Source organism: Flavobacterium sp. 38 (genome assembly GCF_057799715.1).
In genome coordinates this window covers 229,803-250,539 of the sequence record NZ_JBYNWZ010000007.1, presented here as the reverse complement: position 1 = coordinate 250,539, position 20,737 = coordinate 229,803, and the positions used below count along the sequence as shown (strand labels likewise).

Annotated in this window: 15 protein-coding genes; 8 read left to right on the top strand and 7 right to left on the bottom strand. The window is 34.4% G+C overall.

Annotated elements, in window-relative coordinates; translation table 11 throughout:
• Nucleotides 1–6 precede the first annotated feature (6 nt).
• Together AC3E9W_RS17610 and AC3E9W_RS17605 are read right to left on the bottom strand one after the other, a co-directional pair.
• Complete coding sequence (locus AC3E9W_RS17610; protein ID WP_306157371.1) at nt 7–1,500, bottom strand: RagB/SusD family nutrient uptake outer membrane protein; 1,494 nt, start codon at nt 1,498–1,500, stop codon at nt 7–9.
• A 9-nt stretch (nt 1,501–1,509) separates the two neighbouring features.
• Nucleotides 1,510–4,572 (bottom strand): SusC/RagA family TonB-linked outer membrane protein, encoded by a 3,063-nt coding sequence (locus AC3E9W_RS17605; RefSeq protein ID WP_488769370.1) that lies wholly within the window; start codon nt 4,570–4,572, stop codon nt 1,510–1,512.
• A 247-nt stretch (nt 4,573–4,819) separates the two neighbouring features.
• Between AC3E9W_RS17605 and AC3E9W_RS17600 the strand changes: the two genes are divergently transcribed.
• From AC3E9W_RS17600 to AC3E9W_RS17575, 6 genes are all read left to right on the top strand, one after another.
• Nucleotides 4,820–5,692 carry an AraC family transcriptional regulator gene (locus AC3E9W_RS17600; protein WP_306157375.1) on the top strand — a complete coding sequence of 291 codons (873 nt, stop codon included), beginning with the start codon at nt 4,820–4,822 and terminating at the stop codon, nt 5,690–5,692.
• A gap of 658 nt (nt 5,693–6,350) precedes the next feature.
• Entirely contained in the window at nt 6,351–8,351 is a 2,001-nt protein-coding gene (locus AC3E9W_RS17595; RefSeq protein WP_306157377.1) for an alkyl/aryl-sulfatase, read from the top strand.
• Between the two features lie 114 nt (nt 8,352–8,465).
• Nucleotides 8,466–8,876 carry a porin family protein gene (locus AC3E9W_RS17590; protein ID WP_306157379.1) on the top strand — a complete coding sequence of 137 codons (411 nt, stop codon included), beginning with the start codon at nt 8,466–8,468 and terminating at the stop codon, nt 8,874–8,876.
• A 120-nt stretch (nt 8,877–8,996) separates the two neighbouring features.
• Complete coding sequence (locus AC3E9W_RS17585; RefSeq protein WP_488769369.1) at nt 8,997–9,269, top strand: hypothetical protein; 273 nt, start codon at nt 8,997–8,999, stop codon at nt 9,267–9,269.
• A gap of 308 nt (nt 9,270–9,577) precedes the next feature.
• On the top strand, nt 9,578–9,823 hold the full coding sequence (locus tag AC3E9W_RS17580) for a ribbon-helix-helix domain-containing protein (RefSeq protein WP_306157385.1): 246 nt from the start codon (nt 9,578–9,580) through the stop codon (nt 9,821–9,823).
• Nucleotides 9,816–10,094 carry a type II toxin-antitoxin system RelE/ParE family toxin gene (locus AC3E9W_RS17575; RefSeq protein ID WP_488769368.1) on the top strand — a complete coding sequence of 93 codons (279 nt, stop codon included), beginning with the start codon at nt 9,816–9,818 and terminating at the stop codon, nt 10,092–10,094. Before AC3E9W_RS17580 ends, AC3E9W_RS17575 begins: the two co-directional genes overlap by 8 nt.
• A gap of 378 nt (nt 10,095–10,472) precedes the next feature.
• Here the strand turns inward: AC3E9W_RS17575 and AC3E9W_RS17570 are convergent, their stop codons facing one another.
• The 3 genes from AC3E9W_RS17570 to mnmE all read right to left on the bottom strand — a co-directional run bounded on the left by AC3E9W_RS17570 (nt 10,473) and on the right by mnmE (nt 13,970).
• Complete coding sequence (locus AC3E9W_RS17570; RefSeq protein ID WP_488769367.1) at nt 10,473–11,615, bottom strand: site-specific integrase; 1,143 nt, start codon at nt 11,613–11,615, stop codon at nt 10,473–10,475.
• On the bottom strand, nt 11,608–12,177 hold the full coding sequence (locus AC3E9W_RS17565; RefSeq protein WP_488769366.1) for a helix-turn-helix domain-containing protein: 570 nt from the start codon (nt 12,175–12,177) through the stop codon (nt 11,608–11,610). Before AC3E9W_RS17565 ends, AC3E9W_RS17570 begins: the two co-directional genes overlap by 8 nt.
• 392 nt (nt 12,178–12,569) lie before the next feature.
• The gene (gene mnmE / locus AC3E9W_RS17560) at nt 12,570–13,970 is read right to left on the bottom strand and encodes a tRNA uridine-5-carboxymethylaminomethyl(34) synthesis GTPase MnmE (protein WP_488769365.1); all 1,401 of its coding nucleotides are present in this window, start codon (nt 13,968–13,970) and stop codon (nt 12,570–12,572) included.
• Nucleotides 13,971–14,150: 180 nt separating this feature from the next.
• Between mnmE and AC3E9W_RS17555 the strand changes: the two genes are divergently transcribed.
• Both AC3E9W_RS17555 and AC3E9W_RS17550 read left to right on the top strand, forming a co-directional pair.
• Nucleotides 14,151–14,984: a universal stress protein gene (locus AC3E9W_RS17555; RefSeq protein ID WP_306156320.1), complete on the top strand. Its 834-nt coding sequence runs from the start codon at nt 14,151–14,153 to the stop codon at nt 14,982–14,984.
• 61 nt (nt 14,985–15,045) lie between these two features.
• On the top strand, nt 15,046–16,818 hold the full coding sequence (locus AC3E9W_RS17550) for a MutS-related protein (RefSeq protein WP_488769364.1): 1,773 nt from the start codon (nt 15,046–15,048) through the stop codon (nt 16,816–16,818).
• Between the two features lie 107 nt (nt 16,819–16,925).
• Here the strand turns inward: AC3E9W_RS17550 and AC3E9W_RS17545 are convergent, their stop codons facing one another.
• Together AC3E9W_RS17545 and AC3E9W_RS17540 are read right to left on the bottom strand one after the other, a co-directional pair.
• Entirely contained in the window at nt 16,926–18,530 is a 1,605-nt protein-coding gene (locus AC3E9W_RS17545) for a Na+/H+ antiporter (protein WP_488769363.1), read from the bottom strand.
• A gap of 129 nt (nt 18,531–18,659) precedes the next feature.
• Nucleotides 18,660–20,636: a hypothetical protein gene (locus tag AC3E9W_RS17540; RefSeq protein ID WP_488769362.1), complete on the bottom strand. Its 1,977-nt coding sequence runs from the start codon at nt 20,634–20,636 to the stop codon at nt 18,660–18,662.
• Nucleotides 20,637–20,737 lie beyond the last annotated feature (101 nt).

Sequence of the window (20,737 nt, the reverse complement as noted above, 5' to 3'; positions counted from 1 at the left end):
TTAAAATTATAACCCTGTGTTCAAATCGATTTCTGTTTGTGGAATCGGATAAAACGCTGCTTCTTCTGCTGTAATTCCGGCAGCTTCCGGTACAACCTGAGAAACTTTGTTGAAACGACGCAGGTCATAAAGACGGTTTCCTTCAAAAGCCAACTCTAAAGCACGTTCATTCCAAACTGCCTGTCTAAAACTTTCCAAACTCAATCCCGGTGCAAGATTCCCTAAACCGGCTCTGTTTCTAATTTGGTTTACCAGAGCATAAGCCTCAGTTGTTGGACCTGCAGCTTCAGCATAAGTCAAAGCCACTTCGCTAAAGCGAATTAAAAAAGGCTTTGTGCTTGTTTTATCTCCAATAAAATTCGGGTCAATATACTTTCGTGTAAACGGATAAATAATTTTTCCCGGATATTGAGCCGAAACAACTCCAGATGCATTATAAGTTGTGGTTACAAACAAGTCTGTTTTTCTTTTATCTGAGTTATCAAAACTGTTATAAAAGCCTGTCAGAGTTTGAAATACACTCCATCCGTCATGCGATTTGGAATAGGTATTATCAGGGTTTTTCAAATAAATAGTTGCACCGTCGATATACGGAATAAACAGTTTCGAAATTTTAGAATAATCTCCTTCCGTTGCTCCGGTTCTGTCCATTGAAAGCAAAAAGATGTTTTCTCTTCCTAATGGTTTTTCAACATCGTATATACTAATTAAATTATTCTCAAAACCATACACACTTTGGCCTGTAATTACATCTCCGGAATATTTTGCAGCCTGCTGATACATAGTCGCTACCTCTTTACTCATTTCTGCATATTGCGGAACGTTATGTTCTTTTGAAGAAGCGATATACAAATACACTTTTGCCAATAAAGCCTGCGCCGCAACTTTATCTGCGCGCCCTAAAGCCTGATTTACTTTTAATAATTCGATTGCTTTTTCAGCATCAGCAATAATAAAATCATATACTTCATCTAAGTTTTTTGCCATCGGAGCAGCAGTCTGACTTACAGTTTCTACAACAGAAGTATGCATTGGTACGCGACCGAAGTTTTTAACGAGATTGAAGTAATTCCAAGCTCTAAGGAAATAAGCTTCTCCCAGAAATTTATCTTTTAAATCCTGTTCAAATTTTCCGTCCGGTACATTTTTAATAACAGCATTCGCTCTATTTATGGCGATGTAAGCATATTTAAAATAATTGCCCAACATTCTATTGGTATTAAACGTTCCCGTTTGCCATTTATCTAAATTCTGATTATCAACGGTTTCATCACCCTTTGGGCCACATTCTTCTGTTGGAAGATCTCCCACATAAAAAATGGCTCTTGAATACTCAAGGAAAGTCAAAGCATCGTAAGCGTAATCAACCGCAGATTCGGCATCAGAAGCACTTTTATAGAAATTATCTTCCGAATAAAATCCGTATGGTTCTTCGTTTAAGTCGCAGGCAAAAGCACTAATGATAAGCGCCATTGCTGCTATTTTATATCTTGTTTTCATAGTAGTTTTTTAAAAAGTTAAGTCCAGTCCGAATGTCCATTTGCTCAATCTAGGATAACCACCCCAGTAAATTCCGTCTGTTCCCACTTCCGGATCGTAACCGTCAAATTTGGTAAAAGTGTATACGTTGTTGGCATTTAGATATAAGCGTACGCTTTGGAATGCACTTTTTACTGGTTTTAAAGTATACCCCAGAGTGATGTTTTGAATTCTAACGAATGATCCGTCTTTTACCCACCAGTCTGAGAATTTCAAAGTTCTTCCGTCTCTTAAACTTGGATAATCGTTTGTCGGATTGTCCAAAGTCCAGCGTAAAGGCGCATTACTTGGCTGATTAAATGCCTGAGTATCTAATACATCCTGACCAAAAACGCCGTTTAAAAAGAAACTGAAATCAAATTGTTTGTATTTAAGACTCATATTAAAACTCGCCATAAAATCCGGGTTTGGATTTCCGATAATGGTCTGATCTTTAGTATCTACAACTCCGTCGCCATTGATATCTACATATTTAAATTCTCCCGGCTGCGCCAATTGTCCGTCCAGACCAGCGTTGATTCCTTCCTGAAGATTTTGTACAATTCCGTTAGTTTTATATCCGTAGAAAACATTTACCGGCTGACCGATTGCTAACAGATTTGGAAATTGTCTGAACTGCTCTAAACTGTTTCCAGAATATTCGTACTGCATTCCTGTGTTCGGATCTACATTTAAACCTGATTGCGCAACAGAACCAAGGCTTACAATTTCATTTTTATTCTTTGAATACACTAAAGAAGCATTAACCTGCCAGTCTTCATTTTTGAAGATTTCACCGTCAACAGTAATCTCATAACCTTTATTCGTTAATTCTCCGTCGTTAACCCAAATTCTATCGTAACCAGATGACGGAGTTAGAATTCTTTCTCTCAAAAGGTCTTTTGTCTGTTTGTTGTAATAATCGAATATGATGTTTAAACGGCTTTTTAAGATCGAAATATCAACTCCAAAGTCACTTTGAGCAGTAGTTTCCCATTTTAAATCTGGATTCGGGATTCCGCCCCAAAGTTTTTCAATTCCGTCCTGACCTGTAGTTCCGACGACATAACCTGGCCCAATTGCAGAAACCCAGCTTCCATTATCATAGTACTGACTTACTCCATAACGACTTAAAGTCTGGTACGGATTGATTCCCTGATTTCCAGAAATACCATAACTAGCACGGAATTTTAATTCATCAAAAACATTTAAACTTTTAATAAAAGTCTCATTATGTGCTTTCCAGCTTACTGCACCAGACGGGAAATACGCCCATTGATTGTTTTTACCAAATTTTGAGGATCCGTCTGCACGGCCTGTAACAGTCAATAAATATTTATCATCATAACCGTAATTCATTCTAAAAATTCCTGAAACCAATCTAGTTTCTACTTTTCCGTTAGAAACGGTATTTCTTTCGGGATTTCCAGCGCCCATATTTTCGTTTCCTAAAGTTTCATTCACAAAATCAAATGCACCAAGTCCTGAACTTCTTAATAAATAACTTTCGAATGTATAACCTCCAGTTACACCAAAATCGTGTTTATTGAATGTTTTATTGAAATTGGCAAAAGTTTCAGACACAAAATTCTGCCCTTCCCAATTGTTGATATAACCCGCACCGTTATTAAAATCTCCGGTTTCGGTATATTTACTTGGATAATACTGATCATTTACAGAAGATCCGTATTTGTAATTTAATCTTGAAGTCAATTTCAAAGACGGAATAATCTGCCATTCTAACGCCGCAGAACTGATAACATCTATAGTTTTAGTTTCGTTCTGACGAAGATTGGTAATCGCAACAGGATGTGTATAATCGTTCTGACCAATCATATAATAATCGCCATTATCATCGTAAATTGGGAAAATAGGATTTCTCCAATACGCCAGACCTCCGTTTGAAGTTCTTTTTCCTTTACTTACGATATTTGAAAAGCGAACGGTGAAATTATCAAAGACATCATGCTTAATACGTAAGTTGTAACCGCCTTTGCTGTAACCATCTTTTACGAAAACACCTTCTTCGCTGTAATAATTTCCGCTTAAATTAAAACTCGTTTTATCGGTTCCGCTGTTAATGCTCACAATAGTATTATTTCCTAAAGGCATGTTTCTAAAAGTCACATCGCCCCATCTTGTAAAATACGGCCACGAACCCGATTGCAATTCCTGAATGGATGGATAATAAACTCCGTTTGAGTTATTCGCACCTACATATAAAGGCGTCTGTCCTCCGTTAATTCTTCCCTCATTACTTAATTGCGCCATTAAAACTGGATCTCTCCAAAGATTTAGTTCTGAATTAAACTCGGAAAACGTAGATTGTTGCTGCACCTGAATCTGGGTTTTTCCTTTTTTAGCTGACTTTGTAGTAATAATGATAACTCCGTTAGCACCTCTTGAACCGTAGATTGCAGAAGCCGAAGCATCTTTCAGAACATCTACTTTATCAATATCGGCAACATTTACCTGCTTTAAATCGCCGGCATCTCCCAACGGAAATCCGTCCAATACCACTAAAGGTGCATTTGAACCTCTAAGCGAACTTCCTCCTCTGATTCTTACTGTAGACGTAGAACTAGGATCCTGGGAAGTCGTAACTTGTAATCCTGCAACTCTTCCTTGTAAAACCTGCTCAACAGAATTGGTTGGAATGTCTTCTAAAGTTTTGGTTTTGATTGTCGCTACCGAACCCGTTAAATCCGCTTTTTTAACAGAGCCGTATCCGATTACAACAACTTCTTTTAAGTTTTGGGAAGAAGCTCTTAAAACAACATTCAAAGTATTTTTTCCTGCGGTTTGAATTTTCTGAGTGTCAAAACCCATAAAAGAGAAAGATAAAATTGCATTTACTGGAGCACTGATTTCAAATTTCCCGTCAAAATCTGTAGAAGCACTTTTAGAAGAACCTTCTACGGTAATATTTACTCCAGGTACTGTAAGACCGCTTTCGTCGGCAACTGTACCTTTAATTATATTCTGACTGTAAGCTGCAAAACTGCTAACAAACAGAATACAAAAAAGTATACTTTTTGTCCATTTTTTTTTCATTTGTTTGATTGGTTAAAGATTAGTTAATAGTTTCGAGACAAATTAACTACTTCGTTTTCGTAAGCATTTTGTAAATTACATCAAATAGTAATACTTTAATGAATTACGAATAATACTTTTATCAATAAAAGTAATTTTTATTTGAACATATAATTTTTATTTGAGCCTAAAATTGTTTAAAACAGAAATTTATTACTTATTTTTGACCAACTTTATTATTCAGTAAGTGAAATAAAATAATACTATTATGAACGAAAAGCGCAATATTTTAAGAGAATTAGTACCAATTTCAGATGACGACTTCTTTATAGTATTAAATCATATGAATGCAAAATTTGACTTTCCTCTTCATTTTCATCCAGAAATTGAATTGAATTTAGTTTTGAATTCTTCAGGAAAAAGAATTATTGGAGATTCTGTAGGAGAATATTCTGATTGTGATCTGGCGCTGATTGGTCCTAACACGCCACATTTATGGACAGGAATTAAAGAAAACAATGATGCTCATGTGGTCACCATTCAGTTTCATGAAGATTTATTTTCAGAAAAGACTTTAAGGAGAAAACTTGCTATTCCAATTCGAGAGTTATTGGAAAGATCAAAACGCGGTATTGCTTTTTCGAAAGAAACAATTGAAAATTTAAAACCAAAAATTTTACAATTATCCGACTCTCAGGATTTTAATTCGTTGTTGGATTTTCTATCTATATTACACGATTTAGCAATAGCAAAAAACTCAAAAACCCTTGCCTCTCATTCTTACGTAGATTATTACAGTTTTTCTGAAAGCCAGAAAATCGAAAAAGTAAATGAATTTATAAAGAATAATCTTCAGAATAAAATTCAATTGAAGGAAGTTGCAGATTTAGTTAACATGTCGGAATCTGCGTTTAGTCATTACTTTAAAAAATGCACAAATAGCTCATTTTCGGATTATGTAACCGATTTAAGATTAGGTATGGCCGCAAGATTATTATTTGAATCTGAACAATCAATAAAAGAAATATGCTACGACAGCGGTTTTAATAATATTTCAAATTTTAACAGAACTTTTAAGCGCAAAATGGGATACACCCCAAGTGATTTCAGAGATCAGAGTAAATTGATCACAAAACATTAAGTGAACTTCATCCTCTTTCTCGCAAAAAAAGTTAAGGACAATTTCACTGATGCTTCTCCTGTTTTAGTTTTGTGGCAGAATCGTGGCGCATGGTGTTTTGGAAAACAGCAAATCCAGTAAAATCAAGATATGAAAAGCTAAGGTTCGAAACTTATACAACATCAAAAACTGTTATAATTTAGCAATCAGAGATTTGTGGCAAAACCGTGGCACACGGTGTTTATGAAAACTAGAAAACCAACAAAATAAGGTACTGACGCTTTTAGGTTTGAATAGATGTATATACGAGAAAAAATGTAAAGCCTGAGAAGTCCATGTTTCTCAGTCTTTTTTTGTGATTTCCAAAATGTCCCTTTTCTTACTTAAATTTAAAATCTTAATGTTTTCGGCAAAAATTGGTTCATGTCCCGTTAGGTCAACCTGAAAGGACAAAAGCTAAAATTGCTACTTCGCTTATTATTCCATCTATTTATACTCAGCGTGGCATAATAACAAAAATAATGTTGCATAATCAATTAACTGGTTGCAAATTATAAAATGAAACAATCTTTTCCAATAAGAATTTACTTTCTTCTTATTTAAAATTTAATTTTAGATACCCATCAAAATATAGAAATCAGCATTCTATTATTTTTTAACAACTTAAAGAGGTATCACCATGAAAAAATTTTCAGAAACAGCAGTCGGGTTTTTATTATTTATAACCTTGTTTACAACAGTAAGTACCTATTCTCAAAAAATCAAAACAGATAAAAATCAGAAAGAGGCATCAAGCTTTACGCAAAAAGCAAATAATGATCTCTTATCTTATCTTCCTTTTGCAGACAAAACCGATTATGAAAATGCAAAAAGGGGACTGATAGCTACTATTCCAGCAGGAAATATAAAGGATTCAAAAGGGAATATTATCTACGACATGAAGCAGTATGACTTTATAAAAGGCACTGCACCCGCAACTACAAATCCGAGCTTATGGCGTCAAAGCGAACTCAACAGTATCAATGGGCTGTTTGAAGTAAAGAAGGGCTCAATATATCAGATCAGAGGGTTCGACTTGGCAAACATGACTTTGATAGCAGGGAAAACAGGATGGATTATTATTGATCCTCTACTATCTCCTGAAACAGCCAAAGCAGGTTTGGAATTGGCAAACGAAAAAATAGGAAAAAAACCTGTAGCCGCTGTAATAATTACCCACAGCCACATAGACCACTTTGGAGGAATAAGAGGCGTTGTTGACGAAAAAGATGTAAAAAGCGGTAAAGTGCCTATTTATGTGCCTGAAGGATTTTTTGACCATTCTATCAGCGAAAATGTAATGGGAGGAAATACCATGGGAAGAAGAGCTTCCTATATGTACGGAAATCTTCTTCCAAAAGATGCAAAGGGAACATTAGGAACTGGTTTAGGGCAGACAACGTCAACAGGACTGGCAGGGATTTTAGACGGCACCGTAAAAATCAACAAGCTTTCGGGCGAGGAAAAAATTGTCGATGGCCTTAAAGTTGAATTTATCTATACTCCAGAGTCGGAAGCGCCTGCCGAAATGATGTTTTATTTTCCAGAACTTAAAGCATTCTGCCAGTCTGAGGATATAACACATACACTTCACAACCTTTACACATTAAGAGGCGCGCAGGTTCGTAATGGGCAGAAATGGAGCGCCTATATTGATTTGGCGCTTGCAAAATGGGGAGACGATGTAGAATTTTCTTTTGCTTCGCATCACTGGCCTACTTGGGACAACAAAAATATCAAACCGTATTGGGAGAAGCAGCGTGATTTATACCGTTTCATCCATGACCAGACGCTAAGACTTGCAAACGAGGGCTATACTCCTATAGAGATTGCTGAAATGCTGAAGCTTCCCGAATCGCTGGATAAAGAATTTTACAGCAGAGGATACTATGGAACTTTAAGCCATGATGTACGCGCACAATATCAATTATACTTTGGATGGTTTGACGGCAACCCTTCCAATTTAAATAAACTGACACCAGTTGATGCGGGCAAGAAGTATGTTGAATTTATGGGAGGTGCGGATAATTTATTATCAAATGCTAAAAAATCGTATGACAAAGGAGAATACCGATGGGTGGCTGAAGTTGCAAGCCATCTGGTCTTTGCAGATCCGAAAAATCAGGATGGAAGAAACCTTTTGGCAGATGCTTACGAACAGCTGGGCTATGTAGCCGAATCTGGTCCATGGAGAAATTTTTATTTGTCAGGAGCAGCAGAATTAAGAAATGGAGTTAAGGTGCTGCCATCACCTGATACAGCTGGCCCCGACATGGTTCGCGGAATGAGTACTGACTTATTCTTTAATTTTCTTGCCATGAAATTCAAAGGAACAGAGGCTGATGCTGCTGCTATGAAATATAATTTTAACATTGTTCTTCCAGATGTAAAAGAGAAGGTAGCATTAATTGTGGCAAATGGAGTTGTAACACCTCGAATTGGAGGAAGCGTTAAAAACGATGTTACAGCAACAATAACAATCAACAGAAGCGATCTCAATAAAGTGAGCTTAAAAGAAGCTTCTTTTGCTGATCTTTTGAAATCCAAAGCGATAAAGATCGATGGGGATCAAAATGCCTTTACTTCATTTTTAGGAAAAATAGACAGTTTTAATTTCTGGTTTAATATCGTTGAGCCTTAAATGGAATACTATTGATTTGGAGAGGCTAAAATAATTTAGCCTCTTTTGTTTGCAGTCACCGCATTGAACTTATGCAGCATATTTTAACTTTTTCTGTTTTCTACACCTCTAATTATGATCCAATTTAAAAGAGTTATCATTTCTTTATCCGCACTTTTAGCATCGCAAATTTCAAATGCACAGCTTGATCCGCCTTACACAGTTGGATTTATTCCAGCTTCTATAACGGAAGGTGATATTGCTTTTCCCCTATATGAAAAATGGCACTTAAGCGGTCAGGCTGATATGCAATTGGTAACGCAGGGATCCTACGATACAAAAAATCCTTTTGAATACACTCAGAGAGTCGTTTTAAGACCATGGCTTGTCTATTCTTGCTTCAAAAATATCAAATTGTGGCTGGGATATGCGCACAATCAGAAATATGCAGTTGAAGAAATGGGAAATTATGAAACGCTTGAGAACCGCTTAATCATAATGGGCACATTCTCACAAGATATGCCGAGAGGAAATATATTTGAGTAGATCCGTTTTGAAACTAAATTTTTTGATGACGGAAACGGAATCCATCAGACCGTCCCAAGAATTCGTATGAGATTTGGAGTAAATCATTTTCTCCCTCAAAGCAAGAGCAAACCGTTGTTCTTGGCTCCCAATATAGGCTACTATGCGGAGCTGATGCTTAAGTTCGCGTCAAAAGATTATGCAAAAGAGAATTTTGATATTTTTAGATTGTCAGTATATTATACTGCAATTACTCCTAATATTCATTTTTTAGCTGGCGTAATCGGACAAATACAGCTTCGTACAAATGGAACTCAGTTCGATATCTACTATGGTCCGATGGTATCTGTCAAATACAGCATCAAACCTAAGGAAAGAGAAACTTTTGACAGTGTCGATGGGGGAGCAGATTGATAATGCGCTAAAAATAAAATTGCATGGAAACTAGATCTTAAGTAATATTTATTTTTTTCAAATCATCTTGAAAATGGTTCGAGAATTGTCCCGTTAAGGCTAGTATAAAAAAGATTTTTATAATTAAAAAAAAATATAAATTGATGCTCTAAGTTATGTGTCAAAATGGTGGCACCTCAATTTTGGATTTGATACATTTTTTGTACATAAAAGTTAAGGCGCTTTTCGGAATACAAGTTTTTGACAGAATCTTTTTCTATCTTATTTTTTTGGTGTATATTTACACCAATCCAAAAGCTTTTATTATCATGACACGACAAAGTATATCATTGACAGCTCCAAATGAAGAATGGTTAAAAAATCAAGTTAACTCAGAAGAGTTCAGCAGCAAAAGTGAAGCTATTAATTTTTTAATCAAAAAAGCACGTTCGCAAGAAGAGTTTTATGACTTCGTTAGAGCTAAAATAGATAAAGGAGAAAAAAGCGGTTTCGCAAAAAAACAAACTAGAGAGGAAATGTTAACCGAGTTTAAAAAGGGTTTGGGAGATGTATAGCTATTATTTGAGTAGCGAAGCCAAAGAAGATTTAAAAAGAATTTATTACTATGGAGTCGGCAAGTTTGGACTAGATCAGGCTGACAACTATTTCAATATGTTTTACGATTGTTTTGACAAAATAGAACAAAATCCATTTTTATTTCCATCTGCCAACCATATCAAAAAAGGATATCGTTATTGTGTTTGTGGCGTTGATACTATTTACTACCGAATAAATGTAGATGAACGTATAGAAATTATTACCATTATTGGGAGGCAGGACTTTTAGAGAAGTAAAAGTTGCCATTACCTTTAAAACAAGGTCTAGACTGTTAGCAAACTAAAATAAAAAAATAGGACAAATCAATCATTTTTTTTAATTTTATCGTAAAATTTAAAACATAAAATAAATCACACAAATAAATAGAAGTAACGCACTAAATATCAATACATTAGCATGTAAATTTAAATATAAAAAGTTTTATGGCAAAATCGTGGCACTCCAACTTTTACAAAACAAAAAATGCAGCATAGGCGGGCGTTCCCGAGCTTAGGTTCGAATCCTGCTCTCATCCTCGACGCTTAAATGAATAGAATGATAATTTCATCCCTATAAAACGCCTCAATTTCAAAATGAGGCGTTCTAATTAAACAAAGTCCATAATATTTACTCCAGGGAAATCCTGTTTGCAGCATCACGTTTTTTCTGATCAATAACTTTAGTATATATCTGAGTAGTTTTAACGCTCCTATGCCCTAGCATTTTTGAAATTGTAAAAATATCTGTTCCTGCTGTCAGCTGCAATGTAGCGTAAGTATGTCTAAAGCAATGAAATGTAATATGTTTACCAATACCTGATAATGCTACCCAAACAGGAAGCACACGGTCAACATCCCATTTATTTAAATCCGAAAACACTTTTTCTTTCCCGCTCTTTCTTTTACCTAACAGTCCAAATGCCTCATCTGAAATAGGTATTGAGGCAGTGCCTTCAGTTTTTTTCTGTCGAAAAATAACATAATAGCCATCATTTTCGATATGGTGGATTTCTGACCACACCAATTTTGCAATATCAACGTAACGAATTCCTGTAAGTACCGAAAACATAGAAACCTGCCGCACCAAACCGTTGGGGCAAGGTGTTGCAAAAAGTCTTCGGACTTCCTCAATGGTCATAAAACTCCTCTCTGACTCCATTTCTTTTATGGAACCTATCTTTGCATTAATGTCTGTTTTTAATTTGTCTTCCTTGTATGCTCCTTTCAACGTTGTTTTTATTTTATTGTAGTAAGAAAGTGCTGTATTACGTGAAATCTGCTTTTTATTCTTCCTGATGCTCTTAGCTTTTAAAAGATAATCCCTGAAATCCTCTATCAAAGCCACTGTTACATCTTTAAAGAGCAGGTCTTTTCCACCGAGAAACATTTCAAAATGGCTGATTGCACAATTCCAGATTGATAAATTATTCCCTTCTTTTTTCTGTCCGAGATTTTTATAGTATTTAAGAAATGATTCATTGCCCTTTGCCTGGCTCTGGAGCTGTTCTTTTTCAAAAGCAGAATAGATCTCTGATTTATTAATTTCGTTCTGTCTTCTTGCCCGAATCATTTCTGCAGCATGGAGGTTTTCTGTATTTGCCAATTTCTGGTATTGGTCGGATGGTTTCTGATAGACATAAAGTTTTAAAAATTCGCGTCTGGTAAAATTGTTTAGCCTGTCATCCCAAACTGGCGGATAAAAATCAAGATACAAAGACATTCTTCCTTGAGAAATAGCTTTTTTTCTAAGTGTTACGATACTTTTACCCATGGCTCTCAGCATTAAATATTAAATTTAAATCACCCTTTGAGACATAGACAAACTTCCCAATGGAGTATTTTAAAATTCCTTTTCCCTGAATTATATTATATAGAGTGCTGGCAGAAACATTAAATCTCTTCTGTGCCTCGCTAATTGTATAGCAGTTTTCAATCCCAGGAAAACTAGTCGGATCCAGTTTGCCCTTGTGACCTGCAATAAGCATTTCAAGAAAGTGGTCAGCAGCGCATCGTTTTATGATGCATCGGGATCCAATTTTAACAATGTCTAATTCTCCATTTGCCTTTAACCTGTAAATGGTTCTTCTGCTTAAGCCAGTATATATAACTGCCTGATCGATGGTAAAAAAATCAAGTTTCTCCAGAAAGGCCATGCAGGAACTTTTGATAGATTCGCGTTCCGCCCTGATAATTTCTTTTCGTTTTTCTTTTTTGTCTTTTTTGTAGCTCTTGCTTGCGCAGGTCAAGGAACAAAATTTTGTTTTTGTTGTTTTTGCCGTAAATTCTTTATTGCAGAATTGACAGATCCTGGTAATCCTAATGTTTGAACTCATAATTTTTAAATTTAAGTGTCCCACTTACTTAAATGTTCTGTTGTCCGTCATCAGCGTTTTCGATACATGCAGCGATTTTTGTACCTCAAAAATAAATAGCGGCCACATTATTAACGATGACCGGTTTCTTAGCGCCAGAAATAATGTTCGTTAATTTCTGTAACAGAAATTCGCAATTTACAATCATTACTTATTGATATCTGCGTGCCATAATTTGTCCGATTCTGTCACAAAATTTTGTACCTCAAATTTCGAGGTACAAATAAGAGACAGATTTGAGCAAAACAACACCAAATATTCAGAAAAACAATCCAATAAAAAAAGAGATACAGCGTTAATTATCAACACTATAACTCTTTTCGTTATTTTTGTTTTGTTTTATTTTGCGCCTTCTACTTCCCGATGCAAAAATTAGCAAAAATATTTCCCAGCAATTCGTCGTTTGACACCTGCCCGGTAATCAACCCAAATTGGTATAAAGCTTCGCGAATATCAAGCGCCATTAAATCGCTTGAAAGACCCGATTCTAAACCAAATTTTACTTTCTGGATTTCGTCTAAAGCTTTTAATAATGAATCGTAATGTCTGGTATTGGTTACAATGGTTTCATTATTGCGAAGTGCTCCCGTATTCACAAAAGACAACAATTCATTTTTTAAATCCTCTACTCCTATTTTTTCTTTAGCAGAAATTAATAGCAGTTTTGCATTTAGATTTTCAAGTTTGCTTGTAATATTTAAAACTTCTTCAGTCGACAAAATGTCTTTTTTATTTACAACAATAACTAAAGGTTTTAGCGGATATTTATTCTTTATTTGCTCAATCTCTGAAACAAACTCGGAACTTGAAACCTGAAACTTTAAACCATCAAACAAATAAATCACCACTTGAGCCTGATCGATTTTTTCAAAAGTTTTCTTGATTCCGATGCTTTCTACAACATCTTTTGTATCACGAATTCCGGCAGTATCAATAAATCTGAAACCGATTCCGCCGATAACCAATTCGTCTTCGATCGTATCACGAGTTGTTCCAGCAATGTCCGAAACAATTGCGCGTTCTTCGTTCAACAAAGCATTTAAAAGAGTCGATTTTCCAACATTTGGTTCCCCAACAATAGCAACTGGAATTCCGTTTTTGATTACATTTCCAACAGCAAACGAATCGATTAAACGTTTTAAAACAAATTCGATTCGGTTTAATAATTCATGAAATTGTGTTCTATCTGCAAATTCCACATCTTCTTCTGCAAAATCCAATTCCAATTCAATCAAAGAAGCAAAATTTAGAAGTTCTTCTCTAAGTTTGGCAATTTCATTACTGAATCCGCCACGCATTTGCTGCATTGCAATTTGATGAGAAGCTTCATTATCTGACGAAATCAAATCGGCAACTGCTTCTGCTTGTGATAAATCTAATTTCCCATTAAGAAAAGCTCTCAATGTAAATTCGCCCGCATCCGCCATTCTACAGCCATTTCTAAGCAATAACTGAATAATCTGCTGCTGGATATAAGTCGATCCGTGGCATGAAATTTCAATAGTATTTTCGCCCGTATAAGAGTTCGGACCTTTAAATACCGAAACCAAAACTTCGTCTAACGTTTTACTTCCATCTACAATATGTCCTAAGTGTAACGTATGCGTTTTCTGCTTGGTTAAATCTTTGTTTTTAATAGATTTAAAAACCGAATTACCAATTGCAATGGCATCAGCTCCAGAAATACGAATTATGGCAATGGCTCCAGCTCCAGAAGGCGTGGCTAAAGCAACTATAGAATCTTGATTTATCATGCTGCAAAGGTATAAAAAAACTGTAATTTATTTTCTATGGCAGCTTATCGTCCATTCGCTAAAGAAATCTTTAAAATAATTGATATTTTTAAATCATTAAGTGTTAAAATACTGATAAATATCAGGTTGATTTCTTCGCAGAATGAGTAAATTTGAGAGACAAACCTTAATCTTAATACTATGAAAAAGATATTATTTCCAACCGATTTCTCTGATGCTGCTACCAATGCATTTGTTCATGCTTTAGAATTTGCTAAAGTCGTAAAAGCCGAACTAATCTTACTTCATACATTCGAGATTCCTGTTTACGACAGCCAATTCTTTCCAGAGAATTATGCTTCCATTTACAGCTCAATTGAATTGGCAAAATTTGAAATGTTCAAAGATGAAATTCCTAAACTTCGAGAAATTGCTGCTGAGCGTAAATTAGATGATATTGTAATCAAACACCGTTTAATGGATGGCGATCTGATTTACAACCTGAAAAATGCTGTAGAAGAAGATCAAATCGATTTTGTTATCATGGGTACCAACAGCGTTTCTGACTGGACCAAATTCTTTACGGGATCAAATACCGAATCTGTAATTTCTGGAGTTGAAGTTCCGGTTTTGTGTGTTCCTATTGATGCTAAATTTAAAAAAGTAAAAACGATTGGTTTTACTACGCGCTATCGCGAAAAAGATAAAAAAGAACTGAAAAAGATTCTGAAAATCGCTAAAAAAACGGACGCTAAAGTCAAAAGTTTATATGTCAAGACATCGAATTCTGATGTGACAGATCAAGTACGAAAAGAATTTGAAAGTGAGTTTGCAGCAGAAAATGTCGAATTTCTTGTTTTGCCAAGTGATGATGTAAAAGAAACCATTCTCGATTTTGTGTTGTATAAAGACATTGATATTCTGACTACCATAACACACAAACGCTCTTTCTTTGAAAGTCTTTTCGATTCAAGTTTTACAAAAAAAATCACCAAAGAAGTTCAAATTCCGATTTTGGTTATGCACGAAGATTAATGTAATAAATGATGATTTTGTAACTTAAAAGCTATATTTGTATTTCAAGCAAAATATTAGAATGAAAGCATATCCAGACAACGTTACAAAATACTCAGAAATCTATAATAAAACCAACAAAAAATACAACAGCATAAGTCTTTTGAGGCTATTAAGTATTTTTCTTTTCTTGTTTTTTATGTTTTATTACATCAAAACAGATCAAATACTTTATGTCCTTCTAGCTGTTTTATCTTTTGCTGGTTTTCTTTTTTTAATGCGAATACATTCTAGGCTTTCTTTCAAAAAATTACTGGCCGAAACGCTTTTGAAAATTAACCAAAATGAAATTGCTTTCTTAAAAAGAGAAAAAACACCTTTTGAAAATGGCGTCGAGTTCATCGATTTTCATCATCCTTATGCGTACGATTTGGATATTTTTGGAGAACATTCTTTATTTCAAAATCTCAACAGAACAGCTTCTTTTATCGGAAAAAAAACACTTGCAGAACTATTGCTTCATACACTGCCAGAAAATGAAATTTTAGAAAATCAGGAAGCGGTTAACGAATTGAAAAACAAAATAGACTGGAGACAAGAATTTAAAGCGCTTGCCATTATTGGCAATGATTCCAAAGCTTCTTATGAAGCCATAAAACATTGGACTTCTTTTCAAAACAATTCATTACCTAAAGTTCTAGTTGCACTTTCAATTATTCTTCCTGTAACCTTTTTTGGATTTTTAGCGGCTTATTTTATCACTTCTAAAACCATTATACTTTCTTATCTGACATACATTTTTATTGCTAATCTGATTGTTTTGGGAAGATGTGTAAAAAGAATTCAATCTGAAATAGCAAAAGCAGACAATGTTGATAAAATCATAAAACAATACAGTTTACTGATTGAAAAAATTGAACGCGAGTCTTTCCAATCCAAAAAACTACTTCATTTACAGCAGCAGCTTAATTTTAAAAATGCGAAAGCAAGCCACCACTTAAAACAGCTTTCTGAGCTATTTTCAAGAATGGATACCATTAATAATTTTGTTACCGCGACTTTATTCAACGGAACATTTTTATTCAATCTTCATGTTTTAAAAGCATTATTAAAATGGAAAGAAGATTATGCTTCTGAAATGAACCATTGGATTTCTATTATTGGCGAAATTGAAGCGCTAAACAGTTTAGCCAATTTAGCGTATAACAACGATGATTTTGTTTTCCCAGAAATCAATTCTGAATATAAAATTGAGTTTAAAAACTTGAGCCATCCGTTGCTTAATCCTGCAACAAGAATTGGAAATGATACGCAATTTTACCCGCAATCTTTCGTGATTTTAACTGGATCGAACATGTCTGGGAAAAGTACGTTTTTGAGAAGCTTAGGAATCAATATGGTACTTAGCGGAATTGGTTCAGTTATTTGTGCTTCAGAAGCTAAAGTTCATCCACTTCCAGTATTAGTTTCAATGCGATTATCTGATTCTTTATCGGATAGCGAATCTTATTTCTTTGCTGAAATTAAACGTTTAAAACAGATCATGGATGCACTTGAAAATCACCCTGCTTTTGTTCTTTTAGATGAGATTTTAAGAGGAACAAATTCTGATGACAAAAGAAACGGAACAATTGAAGTGGTTAAGAAAATAATTTCAAAAAGAGCGATTGGCGCCATCGCTACTCACGACATAGAAGTTTGCCTAACTACAAACGAATTTCCTCAAATTTTAACCAATCAATGTTTTGAAGTCGAAATTCAAAACAACGATTTACATTTCGATTACAAACTCCGAAACGGAATCTGCAAAAATAAAAGCGCGACTTTCTTAATGCAGAAAATGGGAGTTATTTAATGAGTTATGAATTATGAGTTATGAATTGTGGATTATGACTTTGATCGTATTTACGCAAAGAATAAATTTATAATTTATAACTCATAATTCATAATTCATAAATAATATTAGTTTTCCTCATACATTTCCATCCACAGACGGGTTTCTTCCAAATCTAATTCTTTTTCGATTTTGCGGAAGATTTCTTCGTTGACCGAACCTGATTTATGCATGGATTCTAATTTTGAACGTTCTACATTCAGCAGATCGATTTGGATTTTGGTAAAATCATTAAAAATTTCACCGCCAAGAAGTTTTCCGTTTCCGAAGAAATTTGCAGGGAGTTCTGTCTTTTGCAGACGGTTAAATTTTACTTCGTATTTGCTTTTTATATTATGAAGAAGTTCGCCATTCAGCAATGAAAAATTATCTTCGATATGTGCAATGGTTTCCGAAACTATTACATTACGAATGTTATATTCTTCTGCAAGAATTGAATAACGCTCAATTTTAAGCTTTTTAATCAGCCACGGAAGCGTAAGACCTTGTATAACCAAAGTGGACAATATAACGCAGAAAACTAAGTATATGATTAAATTTCGAAGTGGAAACTCTTCTGTTTTGTTCAGCATTAGCGGAAGCGCCAAAGCAGCGGCCATAGAAACCACGCCACGCATTCCTGACCATCCAAAAATGATCATATTTCGATAATCAAACTCTTCTTTTTCGCGAATTCTTTTACTAATCATTCTCGGAATAAGAGTTGCTGGAATAACCCATAAAAAACGAACCAAAATAACCACAATACTTATAACCGCGCCCCAAATAAATAACGAATTTCCAGAATAAGTACTGATTCCGTCTATAATTTGCCTCAATTGAAGTCCAATTAAAATAAAGATCAGTCCATTTAGAATATTATTTAATACATCCCAAATCGTATTGGTCATAATTCGGCTTTCGTGAGAAAATATTGCTCCAGATCTTGCTGCCAGAAAAAGACCTGTAGTTACGACTGCCAAAACTCCTGAACCTTCAAAGTGCTCTGCAAGCAAATACGATGCAAATGGCGTCAATAAAGTAAGCGTAACTTCGATAATATCGTCGCAAACAAATCTTTTATGGATATAATACATGACATAACCAACAGCCAAACCTATTGCGATACCTAAAGCCGACATTAGCACAAAATTTAATCCTGCCTGCCATAAAACAAAATTTCCAGCCGTAATTGCCGTAAGAGCATATTTGTACGCTACAAGTCCACTAGCATCGTTTACCAAACTTTCTCCTTCCAAAATAGCAATCAATCTCGGATTAAGTCCTAAACCTTTTGTAATAGCGGTTGCTGAAACGGCATCGGGAGGCGAGACAATGGCGCCAAGCAAAAACGCTAACGGCCAAGAGATATCATCAATAAGCCAATGTGCTACCACAGCAACCAATCCTGTTGTAAAAAATACCAGACCAACAGCTGCAAAAGTGATCGGACGAATGGATTGTTTAAAGTCAGACCAGCTAGTATGCCACGCAGCGTGATACAGAAGCGGCGGAAGAAATACAATAAAAACGATTTCTGGACTCAGCGCAATTACCGGAAGTCCAGGAATAACACTAATTACAACACCGCATAAAACCAAAACAATCGGAATTGGGAAATTATATCTTTTACTAACAAGGCTAAGAAAAGCAACGCCAAAAAGCAGCATTATAATAACTGTAATATTCTCCATTTGAGGTGGTTTTGGGTTTTGGAAATTTAAATAAACAAACCGCTAAATTACTATTTTCTATTAATTAGAAAAATCATCTTTTTTCAAATAAAAAAACTCCAAGGATTAATTTCTTGGAGCTTCTATTTTTTATTGTGCCTTAGCTTTAACTTCGGATATTCCGATTGAGAATCGATAACCTAATTGCAACTGATAAAACGCTTCATCACTGCTTTTACTACTATTATTAAAAGTCTTTAGTCTTATAAAGATGGACTGTTTTTTATTTGAGCCAGGATAATAAAAAACTTCTGCCTCATTTCTTAAAACCCAAAAAGCAGCGGGAAGTTCAACGTTTGGAATTGAATTAAAATCTTTGAAGCTATACTTCGAATACTCTAAAGAATAATTAAATCCAAAATTATTAAATCGTTTAAATTCAAAAGACCCTCCCAGTCCTAATCCTAGCCCTTGAACATTCTTAAATTCATTATTAACTTTAATATCGGCTATTTGATAACGCGCAGGGAAATAGCCCACAAATCTAAAAGGTGTTGCTTTTGTTAAACGAATATTAATCAAATTTAGTTTGGTCCCCATCTCTAAATAAGCTTTTTGCAATAAGTCTAGATTATTAGTTACCGTAATCACGTTTGAAACCGGAGCTATTGTTGTTTCAACTTCTCTCAAATCAGCATCGATTCTAGAAAAATTTATGTATGGAGAGATTTTATCTAATATTCTAACATCAGATACAGAGAATGAAGTTTTAAATGGAAAAATATAAAAATCACCTTTACCTTGAAACTGTATAATCCCATTGGGAGACTCTGAAAAGACACCAAGAAGATCAGTATATGCTCTTAATTCTATAACATTTTGCAATGTTGTATTTTCTTTTATCTCATACTTAACAGGTGAGGTTTTGTTCAAATATTCACCATTTTCATCCTTCGTTGGTAAATTAAACGTAATATCATTTGGAATATAGTTATATCCAGGCTTTGAAATATATGTCAATACATCCGACAATCTAATTCTCATATCTTCCCAATCCTCAAACTTAACAGGCAAAACCTGATTTACAGGATGCTTGTAAAAAATAAAATTGTAAGGTGCTGAGTTCGAATAGTTCAAAACGCTTATTGGAGACTTATTTTCAAACAAATGTTCTGAATTATTTTTATCAAGTATAAGTACCTTAATATCAACAAAAAAACCATCACAGATATCGAAAGAAATGCTTTTGAATTTATACTTTTCATCTAAACGCTCAACATTTGACAAAGCATGTTCTTGATTTTTTTTTTGTTTAACTTCTGTGATTTTTACATATTTAGCATTTTGTATTTTTAAAGTGTCCTTTAAAACTTTATTTAATTTCGCATATCTAATTCCTCTAATATTAATAGTATCGCGCAAATCTTCACCTATCTTCAAATACTTTACTCTATTAACATTAATGGTGTCTCTCAAAATCTCTTTTACTTTTAAATATTTTCCTCCATCGACATTAATAGTATCTGAAACTAAATTTGATTTTTTTTTAGAATTGATTTTTTTTCCTATATAAAAATAAAATTCTTGATTTTCTTTTGGAATTATAATATCACCCAAATAAGATTCACTTTCTGCACTTAAAACTTTCTTTAATATGTCATCTGTTTTTTTATCACCCGTTGGCTTTAATTCCTCAATTATCAAATCATCTCCATAATAAAGATATGTTTTATATTGCTTTTCTTCAGCAACACCACCTACATCACTAACAACACAGGTATGCTTAAAAGCATCATTTATTTGTTCAGCAGTGATACCTTTGTCTGAATAAAAAGCTTTATAACTTTCGTATTTTTTACAAAAATCGCTTAAAGTTGCTTTTTGTTCGTGAACTTCCTTCATCTTTTTTGTCAATTCTTCAGAATACTTAGGATTAGGGTCATTTTTAATTTTATCCAACAGTATTTTCAATTCTTCTTCGTTCGCTTTTAACTCTTTATCTTTTTCCACAAAATCAATAGATAATTTATCAAAATCAGCTTTTGCATTTTTCAGGTTTGGATTTTCATCTTGTCCAAAACTTTTAATTGTAAATAATAAAATTGTGAGCAGTAAAATTCTTTTCATACGCTTGGGGTTTTTAGTTAATTTATTTTTGGATTTTGTCATTTTTATCTTCTCTGTATAAAAAGCATGTTAATTGAAACTTCAAACACAGAAATACAAAA

Bases quoted from the DNA above. Each gene is read 5' to 3' on its own strand.
- AC3E9W_RS17610 (WP_306157371.1), bottom strand. From the start codon at position 1,500: ATGAAAACAAGATATAAAATAGCAGCAATGGCGCTTATCATTAGTGCT.
- AC3E9W_RS17605 (WP_488769370.1), bottom strand. From the start codon at position 4,572: ATGAAAAAAAAATGGACAAAAAGTATACTTTTTTGTATTCTGTTTGTT.
- AC3E9W_RS17600 (WP_306157375.1), top strand. From the start codon at position 4,820: ATGAACGAAAAGCGCAATATTTTAAGAGAATTAGTACCAATTTCAGAT.
- AC3E9W_RS17595 (WP_306157377.1), top strand. From the start codon at position 6,351: ATGAAAAAATTTTCAGAAACAGCAGTCGGGTTTTTATTATTTATAACC.
- AC3E9W_RS17590 (WP_306157379.1), top strand. From the start codon at position 8,466: ATGATCCAATTTAAAAGAGTTATCATTTCTTTATCCGCACTTTTAGCA.
- AC3E9W_RS17580 (WP_306157385.1), top strand. From the start codon at position 9,578: ATGACACGACAAAGTATATCATTGACAGCTCCAAATGAAGAATGGTTA.
- AC3E9W_RS17575 (WP_488769368.1), top strand. From the start codon at position 9,816: ATGTATAGCTATTATTTGAGTAGCGAAGCCAAAGAAGATTTAAAAAGA.
- AC3E9W_RS17570 (WP_488769367.1), bottom strand. From the start codon at position 11,615: ATGGGTAAAAGTATCGTAACACTTAGAAAAAAAGCTATTTCTCAAGGA.
- AC3E9W_RS17565 (WP_488769366.1), bottom strand. From the start codon at position 12,177: ATGAGTTCAAACATTAGGATTACCAGGATCTGTCAATTCTGCAATAAA.
- mnmE (WP_488769365.1), bottom strand. From the start codon at position 13,970: ATGATAAATCAAGATTCTATAGTTGCTTTAGCCACGCCTTCTGGAGCT.
- AC3E9W_RS17555 (WP_306156320.1), top strand. From the start codon at position 14,151: ATGAAAAAGATATTATTTCCAACCGATTTCTCTGATGCTGCTACCAAT.
- AC3E9W_RS17550 (WP_488769364.1), top strand. From the start codon at position 15,046: ATGAAAGCATATCCAGACAACGTTACAAAATACTCAGAAATCTATAAT.
- AC3E9W_RS17545 (WP_488769363.1), bottom strand. From the start codon at position 18,530: ATGGAGAATATTACAGTTATTATAATGCTGCTTTTTGGCGTTGCTTTT.
- AC3E9W_RS17540 (WP_488769362.1), bottom strand. From the start codon at position 20,636: ATGAAAAGAATTTTACTGCTCACAATTTTATTATTTACAATTAAAAGT.